Raw genomic sequence first — 20,626 nt, forward strand, 5'->3', positions numbered from 1 at the left:
ACTCAAAATCTGTATGGGCATTTCCGGTAAGTCCGATGTGCGCGGAGATGTTGGAGTGTCTCAGGGTGCATAAGCACTTTGGGGCGCAAGGTCACCTGGAGTTGAAAGGTCACCTGCAGATGACCTGTAGCATGATTGGCCGCGGCGGCTGCTTCAGGGCGGCTGTCCGCTAGTATAAGCATCCGGTAAGTAAGTCCGATGAGCGTGGCCGGATGTACCAAGAATGAAAGAGAGATTAATAAAATGGCAAAATACAGAAAATTAGGAAAAACTTCTGATCAGAGAAAGGCTCTGCTGAGAAACCAGGTAACGAACCTGTTATATCATGGAAAAATCGTTACGACTGAAGCAAGAGCTAAGGAAGTACGTAAAATCGCGGAAGGCATCATTGCGATGGGCGTGAAAGAAAAAGATAATTTCGAAACCGTTAAGGTTACCGCAAAGGTTGCCAGAAAAGACAAAGACGGCAAGAGAGTAAAAGAAACCGTAGACGGAAAGAAAGTTACCGTTTATGATGAAGTGGAAAAGGAAATCAAGAAGGATATGCCCAGCAGGCTTCATGCCAGAAGGCAGATGCTGAAAGTTCTGTATCCGATTACCGAGGTTCCCACCACTGCAGCCGGACGTAAGAAAGGCACCAAGAAGGTAGATATGCCTGCCAGAATCTTCGATGAAATCGCTCCCAAGTATGTGGATCGTAAGGGTGGATATACCCGTATCATCAAGATTGGACAGAGAAAAGGCGACGGAGCAATGGAAGTTGTTCTTGAGCTGGTATAAGATAGAGTTAAGAAAGCAGTAATGCTTTCCTTTATAGAAAAGACATCCCCTGCGGAAGGAATTCCGCGGACGGATGTCTTTTTTTATCAAGAAAAAGGAAGCAGGAATTCCATGTTTACTCCTGATTTCCCATATGGGGGGACTCGTCAGGCTCCAGCCAGCCTGCATATTCGATAATGGAAGGGATTTCACCCGGTTTTCTTCCACGCAGGGTCTGCATACGGTATTCCTTGGGAGGAACCTTCATCATCTGATTAAACAGCCGGTTAAAATTGCTTAGGGTACTGAAACCTGTCATTACTGAAATGGTGAGGATAGTATGGTTGGTATTCCTGAGCAGATTGCATGCGTTCATAATCCGGATGGTATTCAGGTAGGTAAGCGGTGTCGTGTGCATAACGGACTGAAAACATCTCCGGAAATGGGTGGGGCTCATATGGCAGAGTTCCGCCAGACGGTCCACAGGAAATTTATTCATGTAATTATCTTCGATAAAATCCAGCGCCGGCGTGATATTCATTGAATTATTGCCGAAACATGGTGGATTTTGCCAGGGGGGGGGGTATTTTCAGATTGTATATTATGCATCTCCGGGTTTTGGAAACGGATGATTTCCATATATAAAGCGAACAGATAGCTTTTCGCCAGCATACGGTCCGGTTCCTCTGCGGAAAGCTCCTCCACCGCGGCATCCGCAAGCAGAGGGATCCGCCGGGAGAGGCCTGCCGGTATCAGGTATTTATGAACATCGTCACAGATCATGCTGTAGCTGAAATCGGGAGGCAGCATATCCCGGAACAGCTGACGCGGATCAAAAAACAGGTAGGACCATCTGCTTTTGGTGCAGGGGGCCGAGTAAGTGGTGTGAGGGATATTCCGGGGAATACAGGTAACATCTCCCTCTGAAAACGGCATAGTCATAGCGTTGCAGAATTCCAGGATTCCGCTCCTGGAATGGCAGATACCTACCTCCAGACAATTATGAAAATGCAGATGTTCGCTTTTGACATCGGATATCTTCCAGTTATCACCGGTAAGAAGAAGTACCGGAAAACTGGATGGAAGGTAATAATTTCTGTATTCAATGACCGGCTTTGGCTTTTTTATCGACATAATACATTTCCTCCCGGAAAAGCAGATAACCTGTTTCTTTTGAAAGCAGTATAACATAAAAAATAAAATCTGTTAATATGGTCAGATTTGCATAGGTATTTGATAAAAATGTGGATGAAAGGGAACTGCTAAATATAAGATAATACATATAGATAAAACGCACAAATAATGCGTAAAAACTATATTGTAAAAATACAATATAAACAATAGTAAATATACAAAATGCGATAAAATGGGATAAAATACATAAATGCGGAGGGGAATTAAGGGCTATGGCAGAAGAATTGGAAAAACAGTATCCATATCATATCAGGGATGTCCATATCAGTGATCCCTTTATTTTGGCGGATCCGGTGAGTAAAAAATACTATACCTATGTACAGTTTGCGGATCGGGACAGATTTCCGGATGTGTATGCGGGGGAACCTTGTTTTTATGTATTGGAAAGCAGGGATTTGGTACATTGGTCCAGGCCGGAGGTGGCTTTCCGGAAAGGTGGATTCTGGGCGGATTCAGACTACTGGGCTCCCGAGGTACATATCTGGAAAGGGAAATATTATCTGATTTCTTCCTTCCGGGCCAGGGGAACCTATCGCAGATGCCAGTGTCTGGCAGCGGATTCTCCTAAAGGCCCTTTTAAACCGGTAAGCGGGAAACCGGTTACGCCGGAAGGGTGGCATTGTCTGGACGGGACCCTGTATGAGGATAAAAGGGGAAAACCGTGGATGGTCTTTTGTCATGAATGGCTTCAGGTAAATGACGGTCAGATATGTGCGGTGCCGCTGAGTGATGATCTGGGGAAGGCGGAGGGAGAACCGGTCATTCTTTTCCGTGCATCCGACGGACCATGGGCTGCTAAAACCATGAAAGGAAGCGGCTGGGTGACGGACGGGCCTTTCCTGCACAGGCTGAAAAGCGGCGTGCTTATTATGCTCTGGTCCAGCTTTTCGGATAAAGGCGGGTATACCACCGGTTATGCCAGATCGTTAAGCGGGGATATCCAGGGGCCCTGGATCCAGGAGCAGCAGCCGTTGTATGCCATGGACGGTGCCCATTCCATGTTGTTTACCACTTTCGGCGGACAGCTGATGATGGCCCTGCATTGCCCAAACCGGCATGAGGCCAAACGGATTCTTCTCTTTGAAATGGAGGAGTCCTTTGACGGTATTCATATTGTCAATGAGGTGACGGGGAACTGGTATAACAATGTGGGCGGGATTGCTGCCGGCTTTGCCTATAAAGATCGTTGTGTGGAGGAGCCTTGTTTCCGGGTGAGCCCGGAAGCGGTGACGGAAGAAACGGATAATAGAAAGGAGCAGGGGGGCGTATGACGCGGACAGCTGATAATGCGAAGAAACAATTGACAGGAAGGCAGAAGAAAAAAATACGTCTGGTGCTTCTTCTTCTGCCTTTTATGCTTTTTGTACTGGTATTTAATTATGCCCCGCTCCTGGGATGGAGTTACGCCTTTGTGGATTTCAAGCCCGGTGTATCCGTATTCCATTCCGATTTTGTGGGACTGAAATACTTTCAGAAAATCGTTTCCAATCCCAGGGATTTTCTGAATGTAATGCGCAATACGCTGTGTATTTCCTTTCTGAATATCTGCTGCTCGGTGCTTCCTGCCATTTTTGCCATTGCGATTTCCCAGCTGAAAAATAAGCGCTATGCCAAAATGGTACAGACGGGAACCTCGATTCCCAATTTCATTTCCTGGGTCCTGGTATATTCCATTGTGTTTATGCTGCTGTCATCGGAAGGCAGCGCACTGAACAATATCCTGCTGGGCCTTGGGCTGGTAAAGGAGCCGGTTAACCCGCTAACCAATGTAAAGCATGCCTGGTTTATCCAGGTGGCGATTGGGGCGTGGAAAACACTGGGTTATAACGCCATCATTTATCTGTCGGCCATAAGTTCCATCGATCAGGAGCTGTATCAGGCGGCGGATGTGGACGGTGCGAATACCTGGCAGAAAATTGTTCACGTTACCGTACCCGGCTTGCTGTCCACCTTCTTTGTCCTCCTTCTTCTGGCAATTTCCAATATGCTTTCCAACGGCTTCGACCAGTACTGGCTGCTGGGAAACGGCATGACATGGGATAAGCTTGAGGTCTTTGACACCTATGTATACCGGATGGGTATTAAGAATATGGAATATTCCCTGGCAACAGCAATGGGGATTTTCAAATCCGTTGTCAGTATCATTCTTCTTTCCTTTGCCAACTGGGCTTCCAGGCGGCTGAGAGGGGAATCCATTTTCTGATAAGGGGCTGACGGGACTGAAATTGAGAAAGGAAGCTGTATTATGAATAAAAAGAAGAAGACAACAATTACTTTTTCCGGTGTACTGAATTCCCTTATTCTGGGGGTGTTTACCTTTATCTGCGTTTATCCGCTTTGGTACATATTTATTAATTCCTGGTCCTCACCCGCGGCGGTGAACCGGGGGGTGTACCTGCTTCCCAAGGAGTTTTCCGTGGAAGCTTATAGTAATCTTCTGGAAATTCCCGGGCTGACCTCCAGTATCGGAATCGCGTTTGCCCGTACCATTCTGGGGACGCTGCTCACCCTGCTGTGCTGCAGTTTCGCGGCTTATATCCTGGCAAACCGGGATCTGCCCTGCAGGAAGCTGCTGTACCGTTTTTTTATCATTACCATGTACGTGAATGCGGGATTTATTCCCTATTATCTGCTCATCAGCAATATCGGGCTGAAAAACAATTTTCTCGTATATATACTGCCTTATGCGGTACAGGCTTATTTTATTATCCTGATAAAGACCTATATTGAATCGATTCCCGGTGAACTGGTGGAATCGGCGGAAATGGACGGCGCGGGGCTGATAAAAGTATTTTTCCGTATTATCCTGCCGCTGGCGAAACCCATACTGGCCTGCATCGTGGTATTTGCTGCGGTGAACCAGTGGAATACCTGGTCGGACGATATGTTCTTTATGCAGGGAAGGAAGGCCGCCAATCTGCATTGCCTGCAGTATCTGCTCTATACCAAGCTGCAGTCCAATGTGGTGTCCACATCCAGCTCAGGCGCGGCGGCGGGAGCGGCGGTGAAGGTTACCTCCACCACGCTGCGGATGGCTATGAGTTTTATTACCGTAATCCCTATTCTGTGTGTATACCCTTATATGCAGCGGTTTTTTACCAAAGGAATCATGCTGGGTGCTGTTAAGGGGTGAGAAGTTCTTACTTTCATTCCCGCAGGCGGCGGGCCGGGTGAGCGCATCCGTGCATATGCCCGGCAGTTTCCGCGGGGCGGATATCCTTCCGCAGCAGAGAAGGTATCCCGCACATAATGAAATTCCATAAGTAAGGAGAGGGTGTTTAAAATACACCCAAAGGAAGGAGAGAGTATGAAAACCAGTTTCCAGAAAAAAAATCTTTTAGCCAGAATGCTGGCAGTGGCCGTTTCCGTTGCAATGCTGGGCGGACTTACAGCCTGCGGCGCTTCCTCAAAGGAGCCCGCTTCCGGTTCGGCGCCGGCAGCCGGCGACACCGCACAGACAGAGGTGGCGGTAGGGGAGTCCGGGGAAGGCTCCGGAACAGAGACGGCAGCCGGTGACTCCGGAGTGGTGGTTCCCCAATTTGAGGAACGAGTAAGCCTGGATGTGGTTGCGTTCGTGGGAAGAGGGGAGGCGGACGGCTTACGGAGCGATCCGGTCAGCAAGTACATTGAGGATACGCTGAATGTGGATCTGTATCTCACCGGCGTTACGGAAGCGGACTGGCCGAGCCAGTTATCCGCAATGATGGCAGACGGTGATTTGCCGGATATCTTCCTGTTATCCGATCCCACCAAGCAGCTTCCTATGCTGCTGGAATCCGGTTCCGCATTGAATCTGGAGCCTTATCTGGAGGAATACGCACCCAATACGGTGAACGATCCGGCGGGCAGGATGATGCTCGAGGCCCAGAGAATGACGGCAAACAGTCCTGACGGGAATGCCTATCTGTGGGGAATGTGCAAAGGCTCCTGGGATGATGGCACCGTGCCTACCTGCGGGCACTATATCAGATGGGATGTGTATAAAGAAGCCGGTTATCCCAAGCTGGAATCCTATGATGAGGATCTGCTGGATGTTATGGAAGCTATGGTAGCCGCAGAACCGCAGACAGCGGACGGACAGAAAACCTACGGCTGCGGCGCATGGTTCGGCGCAGGCCAGGGCTGGGGGGAATGGGTATTTACCTTCGGGCTGGGGCCGCAGGAGGGCGTAAACCTGATTGAAACAACAGGACGTGTCCTGGGAGTGTCCACCGTGGATTCCAAGCCTCTGGAAAACAACCAGCTGACCGATCCGGAAGGTATTTTCTGGAGAGCGGTACGGTTTTACAACAGAGCAAATCAGAGGGGGCTGCTGGATCCCGATTCCTTTACCATGACCTCCGATATCTATGAAGAAAACCTGAAAGCCGGAAAATATATGTTTAACGTACCCGGATGGATGTCCGCTAATGCCAACCTGGAATTCAACAAGACGGAAGGCAACCAGAAAACATTTATTTCCCTGCCCAGCCTGAGCGGTGATGCGGAAGACCGTTTCGGTAACATGTACCGCGGGGAAAGGCAGTATGTGGTGAATGCCAATACGGAAAATCCGGAAAGATGTGTGGCCCTGCTTGATTTTGTATCCACCTATGAATTCTCCAGAATCGCATGGAACGGCCTGGAAGGGCAGTTCTGGAACGTGGAGGACGGAGAACCCGTACCTACGGACGATTATCTCAAGGTTACCAAGGATGATGCGTTCGGCGTGGAGACCGGCGTCAATGTATATCATCATTTCTGCGGGTTTGGGAACGGAACGATCGATCCCGACGACGGTGTTGCCATTGATTTGTACCAGTTCTCCCCGAAGGCGCTGGATTCCAAGATGAATGATACGGTGAAGGATTTCATCTCCCATTACGGACAGGAGACCCAGGCGGATGTATACCGGGCCGAGACTCCCGTTACCGATGCCGGAATGTATATTTCCTTCGGGGATCCGGAAGGGGATATCGCATCCTATGTTAATGAAATCAACGCCTTTATGGGCAAGAATGTTGTCACTGCGGTTGCTGCCAAGAGCGATGAAGAATTTGAAGCAGCCCGTACCAAAATGATTGAAGAGCTGCAGGACAATTACCATGTGGATGAGGTGTTCCAATATTTCTATGATAAAGCGGTTGAACAGGCGGATGATGTTGCCAAGCTGGTTGAAATGAATAACGCTATCAAGGCCGACAGGGAATAGTAACCGATAACGGATACTGACCCGGCAGGAGCCCGTGTATTGCTAAAATACACGGGCTCCTTTAGAATATAAGGTATAGACGGCATTGCTTGTTTTTCAGGGGAAAGGTGTCCGCCGGAAGCGGACAGAGGGGCATTGATATGATTAGCAGACAGAAGCTGGTGATACCCACTTATGAAATGGATGAAGCGGAGAAAGCACCGATTTTCTATGATGTGAGAAACCATCAGGGAACCAGGGGGAATCTCTATCCCATCCCGATGATTGATACCTTTACGAACGTAAAGGCAGACAAAACGTACGAGGCCATCCTGCTGGAAAATGAATTCCTCCGCATAACGGTGCTTCCCGAGCTGGGAGGAAGGATTTATGAAGGATATGACAAAAAAGCCGATTATCATTTTGTCTACAAAAACAACGTTATAAAGCCGGCGCTGATCGGCCTGGGCGGAGCCTGGATTTCCGGCGGGATTGAATTCAACTGGCCGCAGCATCACAGACCTACCACTTATATGCCTGTGGATTCCTGGATCGAAAAGGGGGAGGACGGATCGGAGACTGCCTGGATGGGAGAATATGAACCGCTGTTCGGCATGAAGGGGATGGTAGGGGTAACCATCTGGCCCGATAAAGCCTATGTGACGGTAAAGACCAGGCTGTATAATCCGGGAAATGCCGCACAGACCTTCCACTGGTGGGCCAATCTGGCGGTTCATGCCAACCGGGATTACCAGCTGCAGTTCCCGCCGGATGTGGATTATATCACCTATCATTACAAGGATGCGGTTTCCCCGTTCCCGGTGGTTAAAGGGGAATTTGCCAGGGCGGATTTCGGGGAAGGGACGGATATCACGTGGTTTAAAAACATTCCCTCGCCGGCCTCCTTCTTTATCCTGAATTCCGACTATAATTTTATGGGCGGTTATGACCATGGAAGAAAGAGGGGGACGGTACATGTGGCAGATCACCATGTGTCTGTGGGTAAGAAATTTTTCACATGGGGAAGCCGGGAATTCGGGGATGTGTGGCACAGGAACCTGACAGATGGGGACGGGGCCTATCTGGAAATCATGACAGGCTGCTATACTGACAACCAGCCTGATTTTTCCTTTATAGCGCCGGATGAAACCAAGACCTTTGAGCAGACCTGGTATGCCTTATCCGATATGCCCGGGCTGAAGAATGCGGGGAAGGATGCAGCGGTGGGATTCCTGTGTACAAAAGGCAGCCTGGAGATATGCTTCAATGCCACGGCGGTCCATGAAAAAGCCCGGATCCGGGTGGCGGTAAAGGAAGAGACTCTTTGGGAAGAAGAGGTTTCCATCGGGCCGGGACAGCCTGTGTGCAGAAGCCTTGAGGTTCCGGAGCTGACGGAGGAGAAGGATGTGTCCGCGGGCCTTTATGACGAAGAGGGGAAGGAACTGGTTTCCTATACCCGGCGGCCTCCTTTTTTCCAGGACAGAGAGAAGCCTGTTCCCCACAGGCCTGCCAGGCGGCCGGAAGAAATCACCAGTCAGGAGGAGCTGTACCTGGAAGGGCTGCATTTGGAGCAGTACCGCCATGTGACGCTGCGGGCGGTGGATTACTACCGGGAAGCCCTGCGGAGGGATTCGGGAGACAGCCGCTGTAATAATGCTATGGGCCTGTTGCTGATGCGGGGCGGGAACGTTGCGGAGGCACTGGGATTTTTTGAGCGGGCCGTGAAGCGCTGTATGCTGCGCAACCCCAATCCCAGGGACGGGGAATCCTGCTTTAACTATGCCTGGGCTTTGGAGGCGAACGGGCAGGAGGAGGAAGCCATCCGTTATTACCGGAAGGCAGCCTGGAATTACGGGTACAAGGGAGCCGGACTGAAGCAGGCGGCGAAACTGTCTGTGCGGAAGGGGGATATGGAAACGGCCGAAAGCTGTGTCGGAGAGGCGCTGACGGTGAACGGGGAAAGCCCGGCGCTTTTTTTCCTGAAGGCCTTTATCCTGCGGAAAACGGGAAAGGCGCAGGAAGCTGCCCGGGTGAACCGGAGAATGCTGGAAATCGATCCCATGGCTTATGGGAGCCTGGGCGAAAACTGGTTCTTACAGGGGGAAGAAGGCCTGGAAAGGCTGCGGGCGGTTCTGGGGGACCGGAAAACCGCGTGGAGAGTCCTGCTGTCCGCCTATCTGGAGCTGGGAGCCTGGCAGGAGGTATTGGCGTTGGGGGAAAAAGCGCCTGCCGATCCCATGGTTCTTTATGACTGTGCCTATGCGGCAGCAGGTCTGGGGAAAGAGGAGGAAGCCGGAACGTTCCTGAAAAAAGCGGGAGAGGATCCGGGAGATTATTGTTTCCCTTACACAGATATAGATAAAAACGTATTGGAACATGCATGGGATAAAGGGATGGACGGCGGACGCAGCGCCTATTATCTGGGATGCCTGTATTATGGAAGGGATAACCGGGAAGAAGGCATGAAATGCTGGCAGGAAGCAATCTTGAGGGAGGAAGGGCTATATCAGGCCCACCGGTGTCTGGCACTGGCTCTTCTGGAGGTATACGGGGATGAAACAGGAGCGCGCCGGGAAATGGAGAAGGCGTTCGCCCTGGAGAGGGCATCTTCTATGGGAAAAACAGGTTCTGCGGAGCTTGTGTCCGGCGGAACAGAGAAAGCTGCTGCCGGCCCGGATGCACGTTTCCTTCTGGAACTCATGGAAATACGGAAACGGTGCGGCGAGCCGGTGAGAAAGCTTCTGGAGCTGTTGGAGGAATACCCGGAGCAGGTCCGTAAAAGGGAGGATCTGTATCACATGCAGCTGGTTTTGTACAACGAAGCGGGAATGCCGGAGAAAGCGGCAGAATGTCTCAAAAACCATGTTTTCCATCCCTATGAAGGAGGGGAAGGAATCCTGGTAAAGGCGCATATCCTGGCTTATATCCAGTTGGGAAGGCGGGCGCGCAGGGAGGGGAAAAACAAAGAAGCCATTGACCTTTTCGAAAAGGCGCTGGAGTATCCGGAGAACTATCACGAGGGCCGCGGCGTTATGGCGCGGGAGGCGGCGGTGTATTATTATTTGGCGGAGGTACTGGAGGCGGAAGGACGCCGGAAGGAGGCGCTGGAATGGTACCGGAAAGCCGCCTCCCATGCGGTGGGCCGCCTGGATGAAAGTGATTTCTATACAGGCTGCGCGCTGCGGCGGCTGGGAAGGGAAAAAGAAGCGGCGTGTCTCTACCGGCAGATGCTGGAAGGCGCGGACGCCCTGCTGAAGGAAGACAACAGACTTCCCTATTTCGGCGGTTTTGTTTCCAATCTGCCGGGAGAACATGAGGTGCGCAGGGCGAATCATGGCAAGGCCCATCCGGCGAGGTTTTATGCGCTGACAGGACTTGGGAGAAGGACAGAAGCCGCAGCGGAGAAGGAACTGGCGGCTTTCTGGGGAGCGCAACTGGCGTGGCTGACGATTATTGAAGAAGAAGGGGAACGGTGAAGGGACGGAACAGTTACGAAGAAGGAGGAAAAGTAAGGTATGAAGGCATCGGAAAAAATAAAAGGAATTGTTTTTGCATATAACACGAGCGGGGAATATGAGATGGTAAAGGAGCTTGGGGTGGAGTGGATGCGCCTGAATATCTGCTTTCCCTGGACGGACAAAATGTTCGGCACTCTGAGTGAGGAATACATACAGGCACGGCAGGAGATCCGGGATACGCACGAAAGAGGCTTCCAGGTTATGCCGGCCACGCCTCCTCTTGGAGGATTTACTTATGACGAAAAGGAGGGGAAGACCTGCTGGCATGAGCATTTCCCGGATTTCGTGGGAGAAAAGGGGACGGAAGCTTTTTATGAGAACGTGAGGGAAACTATGCGTTTTATCTGCGAGGATCTGGGAGAAGCCGCCGGAATCTACTGGCAGTGTATGAATGAAATTGATATCCCCGTATTTTCCAATGATTATGCGGATGCTATCCTGGCGGACACCGCCAGAGCCAGTGCGGAGGGAATCCGCAGGGCAAATCCGGAGGCAAGGTGTGGGATCAATATTTCCTGCTATAATGAGAACGCCGTCAGAATTGCGGATTTGGTTTACCGGGAAGGGCATCCTTTTTATTATATGGGAGTGGATCAATATTTCGGATCCTGGCAGCCCGGCGATGTGCAGGACTGGATCGGCGTGATAGACGGGCTGTATGACAGATACGCTCTTCCGGTGCTGGCAAATGAGTGGGGCTATTCCTCCGACGGACAGATGGCGGAGGAAACGCCGGATCCTTCACAGATCCCGTTGGGGCTGAATGAGGTCTGCCATACGAAGCGATGGTTTAACCAGGTGGGAGGCGGGCATACACCTGGGATCCAGGCGGATTATTTCAGAAGGGGGCTGCGTATTTTTGCGGAACATCCCCATTGTCTCGGCTCGTTCATGTTCTGCTGGCGGGATGCCTATCACTGCTATCACTGCGGAGAGCCGGACTGCCCGGCGGAATGCTTCTGGGGAATCGTGGATACCGAATGCAGGCCCAAACCGGCCTACTATGCGGTAAAGGAAGCGCTGGAGGAATTCTACCGGTAAGACGGACGGCAGGCAGGGTATTTATCTGAGAACAGGTTTTAATTGGGATCGGCTTCCGGCGCCATCCATCCGGTGAATTCCAGGATGGTCTGCCGGGAGTCGATCCCTGTCTCTTGGTGGGCCAGGAGCATCTGGCTCCGGTATTCCCGGGGCGTCATATGGATAACAGCCTGGAAATGGCGGTTGAAATTGGAGACGGAAGCAAACCCCACCATTTCGGATATGGTGAGAATGGATTCTTCCGTGCTGCGCAGCAGGTTACAAGCTTTCATGATCCGGGTGCTGTTCAGATAGTCCAGAGGGCTGGTGCGCATGATGGTATGGAAAATGCGCCGGAAATGGGTGAGGCTCATATGGCATACCTCCGCCAGCACTTCTATCGGAAACTGGGTGCTGTAATTGTCTTCCATATAATCCAGGGCAGGCGAGATGATAAGGGCATTTTCCGGCAGCGAGGTGCGGGGGGACGCGCCCGGATCCGCATCCTGGCTGGCCTGTTCCTGGATCCGGTTCAGCTCGATGGATAGGGCCAGCAGAAGCCCTTTGACGCATACCCGGTAGTTGGGCCGTTTCTCCTCCATTTCCCTGACGATGGAAAGGGCCAGATAGTGGATGTGGGGATATTCCTCCCGGGGCAGGATATGGCGGTATTTGTGATAAGAAAAAAGGGAAAGGCCGGGGCCGGCATCCGGGGTGAGCAGCAGGCCCTTGAAAAGCTCGGCAGGATCAAACATGATATATGACCAGCGGCTTTCGGTCCCCGGATCGGAATAGGTGGTGTGGGGGATATTCCTTGGGATGCAGGTAACATCCCCCTCTTTGAACGGCATCGGCTCGCTGTAAAATTTCATTGTCCCGCTGTGGGAATGGCACATCCCGATTTCCAGGCAGTTATGGAAATGCAGACGGCTGCTGGGGATGTCTGAAATTTTCCAATGCCCGCCGGTGAGGACGAGAACCGGGAAATCCATCGGGAGGTAATAATTGCGGTATTCCATAACGGTGTTTTTGGGTTTGGACATAAGAGGGACTCCTTTTTTCTCATAAGCGCGGGGGCGTCGTAACACCGACGCTGGAAATGCGTAAGGTAAAATGGGCGGGGCTTTTCGTTTAGGAAAAGGTAAATTATAATTATAACAACCAAAATGTTAAATAAATAACGGATAGAAAATGCAATAAATTGTATAGAAAAACCATAAAAAAAGGTAAAATATTAAAAAAATAGGCAATTTAACGGATTTTAAGAAAATTATGTTATAAATATATTTAAAATAATGAATAAAAGCTAAAAAGAATATATCATAAATGGTTGAAATTGCAAAGTATATAATTGAAATTAAATAGAATTTGGGAGTAAATTATTTTATGGTTAATGCATAATAGGGATGCGTGCCGGAGTTTCCGGAGAAAGAGAGGGACTTATGTTAAAACTGGATTTTGACAGAAACCAAATTGAAGATGCAATCGATCGTATTGTGCAGAAAACCATGAATATGGATCTGACCTGGGACTGGCCCTGCGGCGTGGCCTATTATGGGATTTCCAGGGCATGGGAGATCACCAAGAAGGAAGAGTATCTGACGCTTTTAAAGGATAGGATAGATGAATATATGGAGCTGGGGCTTCCGTCTGTGTGGACGGTGAATACGTGTGCCATGGGACATTGCCTGATTACCTTGTATGAAGCTACCGGGGATGAGAAGTATTGGGATGTGGTTATGAGTAAGGTGCATTATCTGCAGGAGGACGCCCTGCGTTTCGGGGATCATGTGCTTCAGCATACGGTATCGGCAAAGAATGATTTTCCGGAGCAGGCCTGGGCGGATACCCTGTTTATGGCGGCGTTCTTTCTGCTGCGGGTAGGGGTGAAGCTTAAAAATGCAGAAATGATTGCGGATGCGCTGAACCAGTATTACTGGCATATTCATTATCTGCAGAATCCGGAAACCGGCTTATATTATCATGGCTACAATAATATTACGGGCGATCATATGTCCGGTTTTTACTGGGGAAGGGCGAATGCATGGGCGGCTTATACCATGTCCCAGGTGGGAAGTGTCCTGCCGGAGGCTTACCTGTATCCGAAATATCTGGAGGTGACCGGTTCCCTGAATGAGCAGCTTGCCGCTTTGAAGCTGCTGCAGACGGAAAACGGGCTGTGGCGGACGATACTGGATGATGAGGATTCCTATGAGGAGGTTTCCGCTTCCGCCGGTATTGCTGCGGCTATGCTGGAAAAGGGTAACCCGCTGCATTCCAGATACATAAACAAAGCCATAAAAGGGATCCTGGAAAATGTGGGCAAGGACGGCAAGGTGATGAATGTATCCGCAGGGACCGCAGTTATGAAGGACAGAGACGGTTACAGGGATATTTCCAGACGCTGGATCCAGGGCTGGGGACAGGGATTGGCACTGGCCTTTTTCTCCGGGCTGCTTGCCGCAGGCAATGTCTCAAAGGACGGCGCGTTATAAACGGGATGGTACGGTGTATGTATGATAGGTGAATGAAAAGCAAAGGAATAAGGAGTAAGACAGAATGAGTGAAAAAAGAAAAGGGAGCTTTACCCTTCCGGGAGAATCCGGCTATGAAAAGCTGACGCTGGAGCTGGCGGAAAAATGGGGGGCCGATGTCATCCGTGACAGCGACGGTACGGTGCTGTCCGATGAAATACTGGATGCGGGATACGGGATTTATTCCACTATCTGCATGATCCGCGATCATAATGCGTGGGCGGAGGAAAATCAGGATAAGCTGCAGCAATGCTTTCTGATGACAAATCCGGCTGTGGCGGTGGAAGGAAAGCTTACGGTTGCCCTGATGAAGGATTTTTTTGATGAGCAGTTTAGGATCAATGACAGCGAGAGGGCTTTCCGGTACTGGCAGGTGTATGACAGGACTACGGATACCCTGCTGGACAGGGAAAAATGGAACTATGACAGGGAAAAAGGCTGCGTTGTCATTGAGGAGCCGGAGGCCTGGCATACCTATACGGTAAGTTTTATGGCATACCGTATCTGGGAAGAGATTTCCATGTACAACCATACCACCAATAACTGGGACAAAGAGCATCTGATGCAGATTGATCCCATTTATCCGGAGGCACAGGAGTTTCTTCTGGACTGGATGAAGGAGTGGTGTGAAACCCATCCGGCGACAACTGTCGTGCGTTTTACCTCCCTGTTTTATAATTTTGTGTGGATCTGGGGAAGCAGCGTAAAAAACAGAAACCTGTTTACGGACTGGGGATCCTATGATTTTACAGTTAGTGAAAAAGCGCTGGATGAATTTGAGATAAAATACGGCTACAGGCTGACTGCCGAGGATTTTGTCAATCAGGGGAAGCTGCATGTGACCCATATGCCCGGGAACCGGAAAAAAGCGGACTGGATGGAATTTATCAATGATTTCGTCATATCTTTCGGACGTAAGCTGATTGATATGGTACATGCATATGGTAAAAAGGCATATGTATTTTATGATGACAGCTGGGTGGGAATCGAACCTTATAACGGCAGGTTTGAGGAATTCGGCTTTGACGGGTTGATTAAATGCGTGTTTTCCGGCTATGAGGCCAGGCTTTGTGCCGGTGTGAAGGTGGATACCCATGAACTGCGCCTTCACCCGTATCTGTTTCCGGTGGGCCTGGGCGGTGCGCCGACCTTTATGGAAGGCGGGGATCCCACACTGGAGGCAAAAAAATACTGGAACAGCGTGAGAAGGGCGCTGCTCAGGGAGCCGGTCCAGCGGATCGGCCTGGGAGGTTATCTCCATCTGGTGGCGGATTATCCGGATTTTTGTGATTACATAGAACAGGTGGCGGATGAATTCCGTACCATAGGGGAGTTCCATAAAGAAGGAAAGCCCCACAGCATACGCACCAGGGTTGCCGTGCTGCATTATTGGGGAAAACTGCGCTCCTGGACCCTTTCCGGACATTTCCATGAGACGTACAGGAATGATCTGATCCATATCAATGAAGCGCTGTCCGGGCTTCCGGTAGACGTATCCTTTATCAGCTTTGCGGATGTTCTGAACGGAGCGCTGGAACAAGCGGATGTGGTGATTAACGCCGGATTTGCAGGAAGCGCCTGGAGCGGCGGGGAGGCCTGGAAGAATCCCGCGATTGTGGAGAAGCTGACCCGCTTTGTATATGAAGGCGGCGCTTTTATCGGCGTGAATGAACCTTCCGCCGTGGAAGGCTATGACTCTTTCTTCCGCATGGCGCCTGTGCTGGGTGTGGACGAGGACACCGGGGCGCGCATCTGCCATGGAAAATGGGAATTTGACCTGGAGGCGGAAGAAGGGCTTATGCCGGAGGGCAGCTTTGTCAGGAAAACCGGTGATTACCGGAAGGGTATTCCTTTCCTCACCGATGGAAATGCCAAAGTGCTGGCGGAGGACGGAGGGGTTCCCACCCTGACCGTGAACCGCTTCGGCAGGGGGATGGGGATCTATATGGCATCCTTTGAAAAGACGGTGGAAAATACAAGGCTGCTTTTAAACCTCATCATGCTTGCAGGGGGAGAAGACAGGAACGGGCTTTATCTTACGGATAATTGTTATACGGAATGCGCTTATTATCCGGGCAGCGGCCGGCTTGTTGTCATCAACAACAGTGACATGCCGCAAAAGACAACCATACAGACGGCAAAGGGACCGGCGGAAGCGCAGCTGGAGCCTTATGCCACCCAAATGCTTCGTATCTGAAGCGTAAGGGACTGTTACAGCAGCCCTTAAGGAGATAACATATGCAGATAGGAATCCGTTTACACGATACACGGCCTCTGGCATTGCCGGAGCGGCTTGCCCATACAAGGGAACAGGGCTTTACCTGCGCCCATGTGGCTCTTGCCAAGGTAATCGATACGTTTGAAGTCAATAATTCCACCCTCACCCCCGGATTTGCCATGTATTTAAAAAAGCTGTTCGCACAACAGGATCTGGATGTGGCTGTGCTCGGCTGCTATCTGAATCTGGCGGATCCCGACGGAGCCCGGCTGGCTGAAACAATCGGAAAGTACAGGGCGCAGATCCGTTTTGCTTCCTGGCTGGGAGCAGGCGTGGTGGGAACGGAAACCGGTACGCCCAACTCCCTCTATGCGCCGGATCCGGCCAGCCGGTCGGAAGAAGCCCTGTATACCTTTACCAAAAACCTGTCCTATGTGGTGGAGTATGCGGAAAAGATGGGAGTCGTGGTGGCGATAGAGCCGGTCTGCCAGCATATTGTTTACAGCCCCCACCGGGCACGGCAGGTGCTCCGTTCCATCCAGTCGCCCAACCTGCAGATCATATTGGATCCGGTAAACCTGCTGGATGCCTCCAATGCGGGAAGGCAGAAGGATGTGGTGAAGGAAGCGATTGACGTGCTGGGAGAGGACGTGGCGGTAGTCCACGTAAAAGATTTCAGGCGGATAGACGGGAAGGTGGTATCCATGGCGGCCGGGACGGGCGAGATGGATTACAGCGATCTGATCCGTTTTATGAAAAAGGATAAGCCCTATATCCATGCCACACTGGAGGATACCCTCCCGGAAAATGCGGTACAGGCAAGACAATTTATGGAAGAACTCTGGAACAATGCGTAAAAAGCCGGGGAGGAAATGTGGTGTTCTGCCCATGTTTCCTGGCCGGCCCTTATCTATTACAACAGCCGGCTGAAAAAAATGATGGTTTCTATGTAACAGTTCAGACCTGTCTGAACTGTTACGTTTCTATTATTCCGGTAATGTGTATTTTGTCTTTTTTCCTTTCTTTTGCTGTAACAGATCCCTTTTTTCTACCATATGCTTTAGCAGGCGTGATGCGGTGGAGGCACTGATTTCCAGTAGCTTTTCCACATCGGCGCGGGTCACAAAAGCATTGTCTTTAACATAGGCTAGAATTTTCCGCTCATTTTGGCTTATAGAATTTACTGAGGAAGAATCATCCGTTTCATAAGATTCTGTACTGACATTACTATTTGGAAGGATGATCTTAAACGAATTACTGGTAATTTCCACCAAAGGCTTCCTATCCATATTTCTGTAAGCACCCATGATTTTCCGCATACCGGTTCCATAAGCTTCAATTAATTCCAGACGGTAAAATATATTTGCCAAATTTTGGTTCCTGCATACGGAAACACCTGACATAATATCATCCAGTGCGATTCCCGGCAAAAGCCCTCCAATAGATACAAATTCAATCCGGTCTGTGTAGATACTGATCAAAGCGCTTGCACGAAAGGCATAATCGCGGTGTACAAGCAAATTAAGGAGAGCCTCCCTCACAGCTACTTTTGGATAATCCAAGATATCAATTCGGCGAAGATCCTCAAAGGTGGATCTGATTTGATTGTGCATATCAATATAAGAGTAAACATCATTTAGCTGTTGCATCAGGGAACCGGAAAATTCCCGCCGATCCTGAAAGACACTTTGATCCGTTCCCTGAAAACAGGCAGCTTTGATTGTATGGATACATTGTTCAGACAACAAAAGCCCCAGGTTTGTATAAATACCATCGGAATTCAATATTTTTAAGGTTTGCATCTGCTGTGGCCCAAATTCCAGATTCCGGAGTGCAAATTCTTTTTTTACAGATTGAAAGGTTAAATTTTGCTCCAGTGACCGCATTTCCTCGAAGCTGTCCCCATCTGTCTCCTTTATCATATGGCGGATTGCGGTATCTGTTGCCGGAACGGAGGAGGTTCCCTGCCGAATATAAACACCCTCCGGCCGCAATCCTTTTTTTGCAATATAGTATGGCCTTTCTGTCCCGCGCTGGACATTTATAACTATGATTTTTTTCCCGTCCTGCTCCTCTGTATCATAATGGACAAACATGGTAACGTCAGGTTTAATGGAGTCTCTTATCATATTGCTGATTTTAAGCATTTCCTCATTGGTCTTTTCTACACCGATGATTTCACCATCGTCCCGGATTCCAATATATAGAGTCCCCCCACCGGAGTTTGCGAAAGCGATCACTTCTTTTTTTATATCTTCGACAACAATTTCTTTGAACTCTGTAGTTTCATTCTCCTGAAAAAACATGGGATACCTCCTGCTGCTTGAATTAAAATCTTCCCTATGTATTATAACTATTCTCGTCATTCAAGTCAATGGCTTGACGTGAATGACGAGAAAATGATTAGTAACAGTAAGAACCCTAAATGTTCAGGCCGCCGCCTGTTCCCGGTCTGTCCCGATTTGGGTCAGGCCGCCGGATCCTTTTAAATACCTGAAATATACGATGGCGAAGGCCGTGGTGGAAGTAAGCGCCGCAATGCCGTCCGCAATAGGCTCCGCATAAAAAGCGCCGGCTGCGGTAAAGACGAAGGGCAGCAGGCAGGTGGCCGCAAAATAAGTGGTTTTACGGAACAGGGAAAGGAACAGGGAGAGCTTCGTCATTCCCAGCGCGGTAAGGCTGTCCACAAACGTGTATTGGAAGCTTAAGGGAATGATCATCATGGTGAAGGCCTGTATTCCCCATACGGAAAGTCCGATATATTCGGCGTTGTCTGTAAAAATTCCGGCAAAGGCAGCAGGAAGGAAACGGGATACCAGGAACATTATGGTGGTAAACCCGATACAGAGCAGCAGGACACAGAGGATGATTTTCCGGATCCTGTCCGGTTTGTTGGCTCCGTAATTATAGCTGATGAGGGGCTGGGAGCCTCCGGTAATCCCCAGCATGGGGGAGGTGATGAGCATCATATAGCTTTGCACAATGGTGGCGCAGGTGATGAGCGTATCTCCGTAGCCCGGACCTCCATGATACTGCAGGACCGCATTCATGGCTATAATAATAATGCTGTCGGTGGCCAGAATAAGGAAAGGGGAAAAACCAAGAGCCAGAATCCGTTTCACAAGGCCGGGTTCAGGCCGGCGCAGATGAAGGGGGATCGGCATACTTTTTTTATAAAGGACACAGAGAACGAAAATACAGGAAGCGAGCTGTGCCAGCACCGTAGCTGCGGCAGCCCCCGCAATGTCCATATGGAATACAAAAATAAATAACGGATCCAGGATAATATTTAACACCGCGCCGATGAGTGTGGTCACCATACCAAGTAACGGATAGCCCTGGGCGGTTAAAAAGAAATTCATACCCATGGAAAGCAGCGCGAAGAACGTACCGCAGGTGTAAATGGTCAGATAGGTATTGGCATAGGGATAGGTAATATCACTTGCGCCGAACCAACGCAGGAGCATACCTTTGGTAAGAAGGAAAACAACGGTTAGCACCGCGGAAAAAAGGAGCAGGGTGCTGAAACAGTTGCCCAGAATCCGTTCCGCGTCTTTTTTGTCATTTTGTCCAAGACGCATGGAAAACAGAATGGATCCGCCGATACCGATGAGCGTGGCAAAGGAGGAGAGCAGTGTAATAATAGGGGCGCATACGCCTGCCCCGGCCAGGGAATCGGCCCCGGTTACCGGAATGTTTCCTATATAAATGCGGTCAACGATGCTGTAAAGAACATTGACGAACTGTGCGAACATAAACGGAACCGAAACCCGCAGCACAAGGCCGGGTACGGAATCCCTTCCGAAGTCATTTCCCTTTTTTGCTTTTGTATTCATGGTATCCCCCTGCATTTTCTCAGATAACGATGCTTGCTGCTCCGTACGCACCAGCTATAGATTATACCTAATTCCGCTGAGAACTTCAAGAAACAGTTTTCTTGGGGTGTAGATAAAAAAGTTTGGCGTCACCCGGCCCTGCTTCCCTGTGCGGCTTGCTGCCCTGCAAGCTTCCTTACAGGGGAACGACTTTAGTCGTTTTCGCTCTCGCTCGGATAATCACGCAGCGGTACTAAGGCTGCAAAGAACGCAGCCTAAGGACCGGCGTGCTTATAACGCCCCTTACAGGAATCCTTGCAGGGCAGCAAGCCGCACAGGGAAGCAGGGCCGGGTGACGCCAAACTTTTTTATCTACACCCTTTTTCTTGTAATTCTCA

At 50.2% G+C, this 20,626-nt stretch carries 15 protein-coding genes; 10 read left to right on the forward strand and 5 right to left on the reverse strand.

The features are described from left to right. The first annotated feature begins 243 nt into the window (after positions 1–243). A complete protein-coding gene (locus DXA36_RS22755; protein WP_118681787.1) occupies positions 244–780 on the forward strand; it encodes a bL17 family ribosomal protein in 537 nt (178 codons plus the stop codon). Positions 781–895: 115 nt separating this feature from the next. Here the strand turns inward: DXA36_RS22755 and DXA36_RS33620 are convergent, their stop codons facing one another. Both DXA36_RS33620 and DXA36_RS33625 read right to left on the reverse strand, forming a co-directional pair. Next, positions 896–1,300: a helix-turn-helix transcriptional regulator gene (locus tag DXA36_RS33620; protein WP_243114720.1), complete on the reverse strand. Its 405-nt coding sequence runs from the start codon at positions 1,298–1,300 to the stop codon at positions 896–898. Next, the gene (locus tag DXA36_RS33625) at positions 1,297–1,893 is read right to left on the reverse strand and encodes a hypothetical protein (protein ID WP_243114721.1); all 597 of its coding nucleotides are present in this window, start codon (positions 1,891–1,893) and stop codon (positions 1,297–1,299) included. Before DXA36_RS33625 ends, DXA36_RS33620 begins: the two co-directional genes overlap by 4 nt. A gap of 272 nt (positions 1,894–2,165) precedes the next feature. Between DXA36_RS33625 and DXA36_RS22770 the strand changes: the two genes are divergently transcribed. The 6 genes from DXA36_RS22770 (at position 2,166) to DXA36_RS22795 (ending at position 11,682) form a co-directional block, all read left to right on the forward strand. Continuing rightward, complete coding sequence (locus tag DXA36_RS22770) at positions 2,166–3,224, forward strand: glycoside hydrolase family 43 protein (protein WP_118681730.1); 1,059 nt, start codon at positions 2,166–2,168, stop codon at positions 3,222–3,224. Further along, positions 3,221–4,156, forward strand: coding sequence for an ABC transporter permease (locus DXA36_RS22775; protein WP_118681731.1), 936 nt, complete (start codon positions 3,221–3,223; stop codon positions 4,154–4,156). The genes DXA36_RS22770 and DXA36_RS22775 overlap by 4 nt, the downstream gene beginning before the upstream one ends. Before the next feature lie 42 nt (positions 4,157–4,198). Next, on the forward strand, positions 4,199–5,086 hold the full coding sequence (locus DXA36_RS22780) for a carbohydrate ABC transporter permease (protein ID WP_118681732.1): 888 nt from the start codon (positions 4,199–4,201) through the stop codon (positions 5,084–5,086). Between the two features lie 174 nt (positions 5,087–5,260). Next, positions 5,261–7,144, forward strand: a complete 1,884-nt coding sequence (locus DXA36_RS22785) for an extracellular solute-binding protein (protein ID WP_118681733.1) — start codon at positions 5,261–5,263, stop codon at positions 7,142–7,144. A 140-nt stretch (positions 7,145–7,284) separates the two neighbouring features. Further along, the gene (locus DXA36_RS22790) at positions 7,285–10,599 is read left to right on the forward strand and encodes a DUF5107 domain-containing protein (RefSeq protein ID WP_147366638.1); all 3,315 of its coding nucleotides are present in this window, start codon (positions 7,285–7,287) and stop codon (positions 10,597–10,599) included. A gap of 39 nt (positions 10,600–10,638) precedes the next feature. Further along, on the forward strand, positions 10,639–11,682 hold the full coding sequence (locus tag DXA36_RS22795; protein ID WP_118681735.1) for a hypothetical protein: 1,044 nt from the start codon (positions 10,639–10,641) through the stop codon (positions 11,680–11,682). A gap of 38 nt (positions 11,683–11,720) precedes the next feature. Here the strand turns inward: DXA36_RS22795 and DXA36_RS22800 are convergent, their stop codons facing one another. Beyond that, on the reverse strand, positions 11,721–12,704 hold the full coding sequence (locus tag DXA36_RS22800; protein WP_118681736.1) for a helix-turn-helix domain-containing protein: 984 nt from the start codon (positions 12,702–12,704) through the stop codon (positions 11,721–11,723). Positions 12,705–13,103: 399 nt separating this feature from the next. On the opposite strand from DXA36_RS22800, the gene DXA36_RS22805 reads away from it, so the two are divergent. The 3 genes from DXA36_RS22805 (at position 13,104) to DXA36_RS22815 (ending at position 17,270) form a co-directional block, all read left to right on the forward strand. Next, positions 13,104–14,156, forward strand: coding sequence for a glycoside hydrolase family 88/105 protein (locus DXA36_RS22805; protein ID WP_118681737.1), 1,053 nt, complete (start codon positions 13,104–13,106; stop codon positions 14,154–14,156). Between the two features lie 64 nt (positions 14,157–14,220). Further along, positions 14,221–16,392, forward strand: coding sequence for a 1,3-beta-galactosyl-N-acetylhexosamine phosphorylase (gnpA, locus tag DXA36_RS22810; protein ID WP_118681738.1), 2,172 nt, complete (start codon positions 14,221–14,223; stop codon positions 16,390–16,392). A gap of 41 nt (positions 16,393–16,433) precedes the next feature. Continuing rightward, positions 16,434–17,270 (forward strand): sugar phosphate isomerase/epimerase family protein, encoded by an 837-nt coding sequence (locus tag DXA36_RS22815; RefSeq protein WP_118681739.1) that lies wholly within the window; start codon positions 16,434–16,436, stop codon positions 17,268–17,270. A gap of 129 nt (positions 17,271–17,399) precedes the next feature. Here the strand turns inward: DXA36_RS22815 and DXA36_RS22820 are convergent, their stop codons facing one another. Both DXA36_RS22820 and DXA36_RS22825 read right to left on the reverse strand, forming a co-directional pair. Continuing rightward, complete coding sequence (locus DXA36_RS22820; RefSeq protein ID WP_118681740.1) at positions 17,400–18,719, reverse strand: RNA-binding domain-containing protein; 1,320 nt, start codon at positions 18,717–18,719, stop codon at positions 17,400–17,402. 123 nt (positions 18,720–18,842) lie between these two features. Continuing rightward, entirely contained in the window at positions 18,843–20,249 is a 1,407-nt protein-coding gene (locus DXA36_RS22825) for an MATE family efflux transporter (RefSeq protein ID WP_118681741.1), read from the reverse strand. Positions 20,250–20,626: the final 377 nt, after the last annotated feature.

Origin of the sequence: Eisenbergiella sp. OF01-20 (assembly GCF_003478085.1) — a bacterium.
Classification (GTDB): Bacteria; Bacillota; Clostridia; order Lachnospirales; family Lachnospiraceae; genus Eisenbergiella.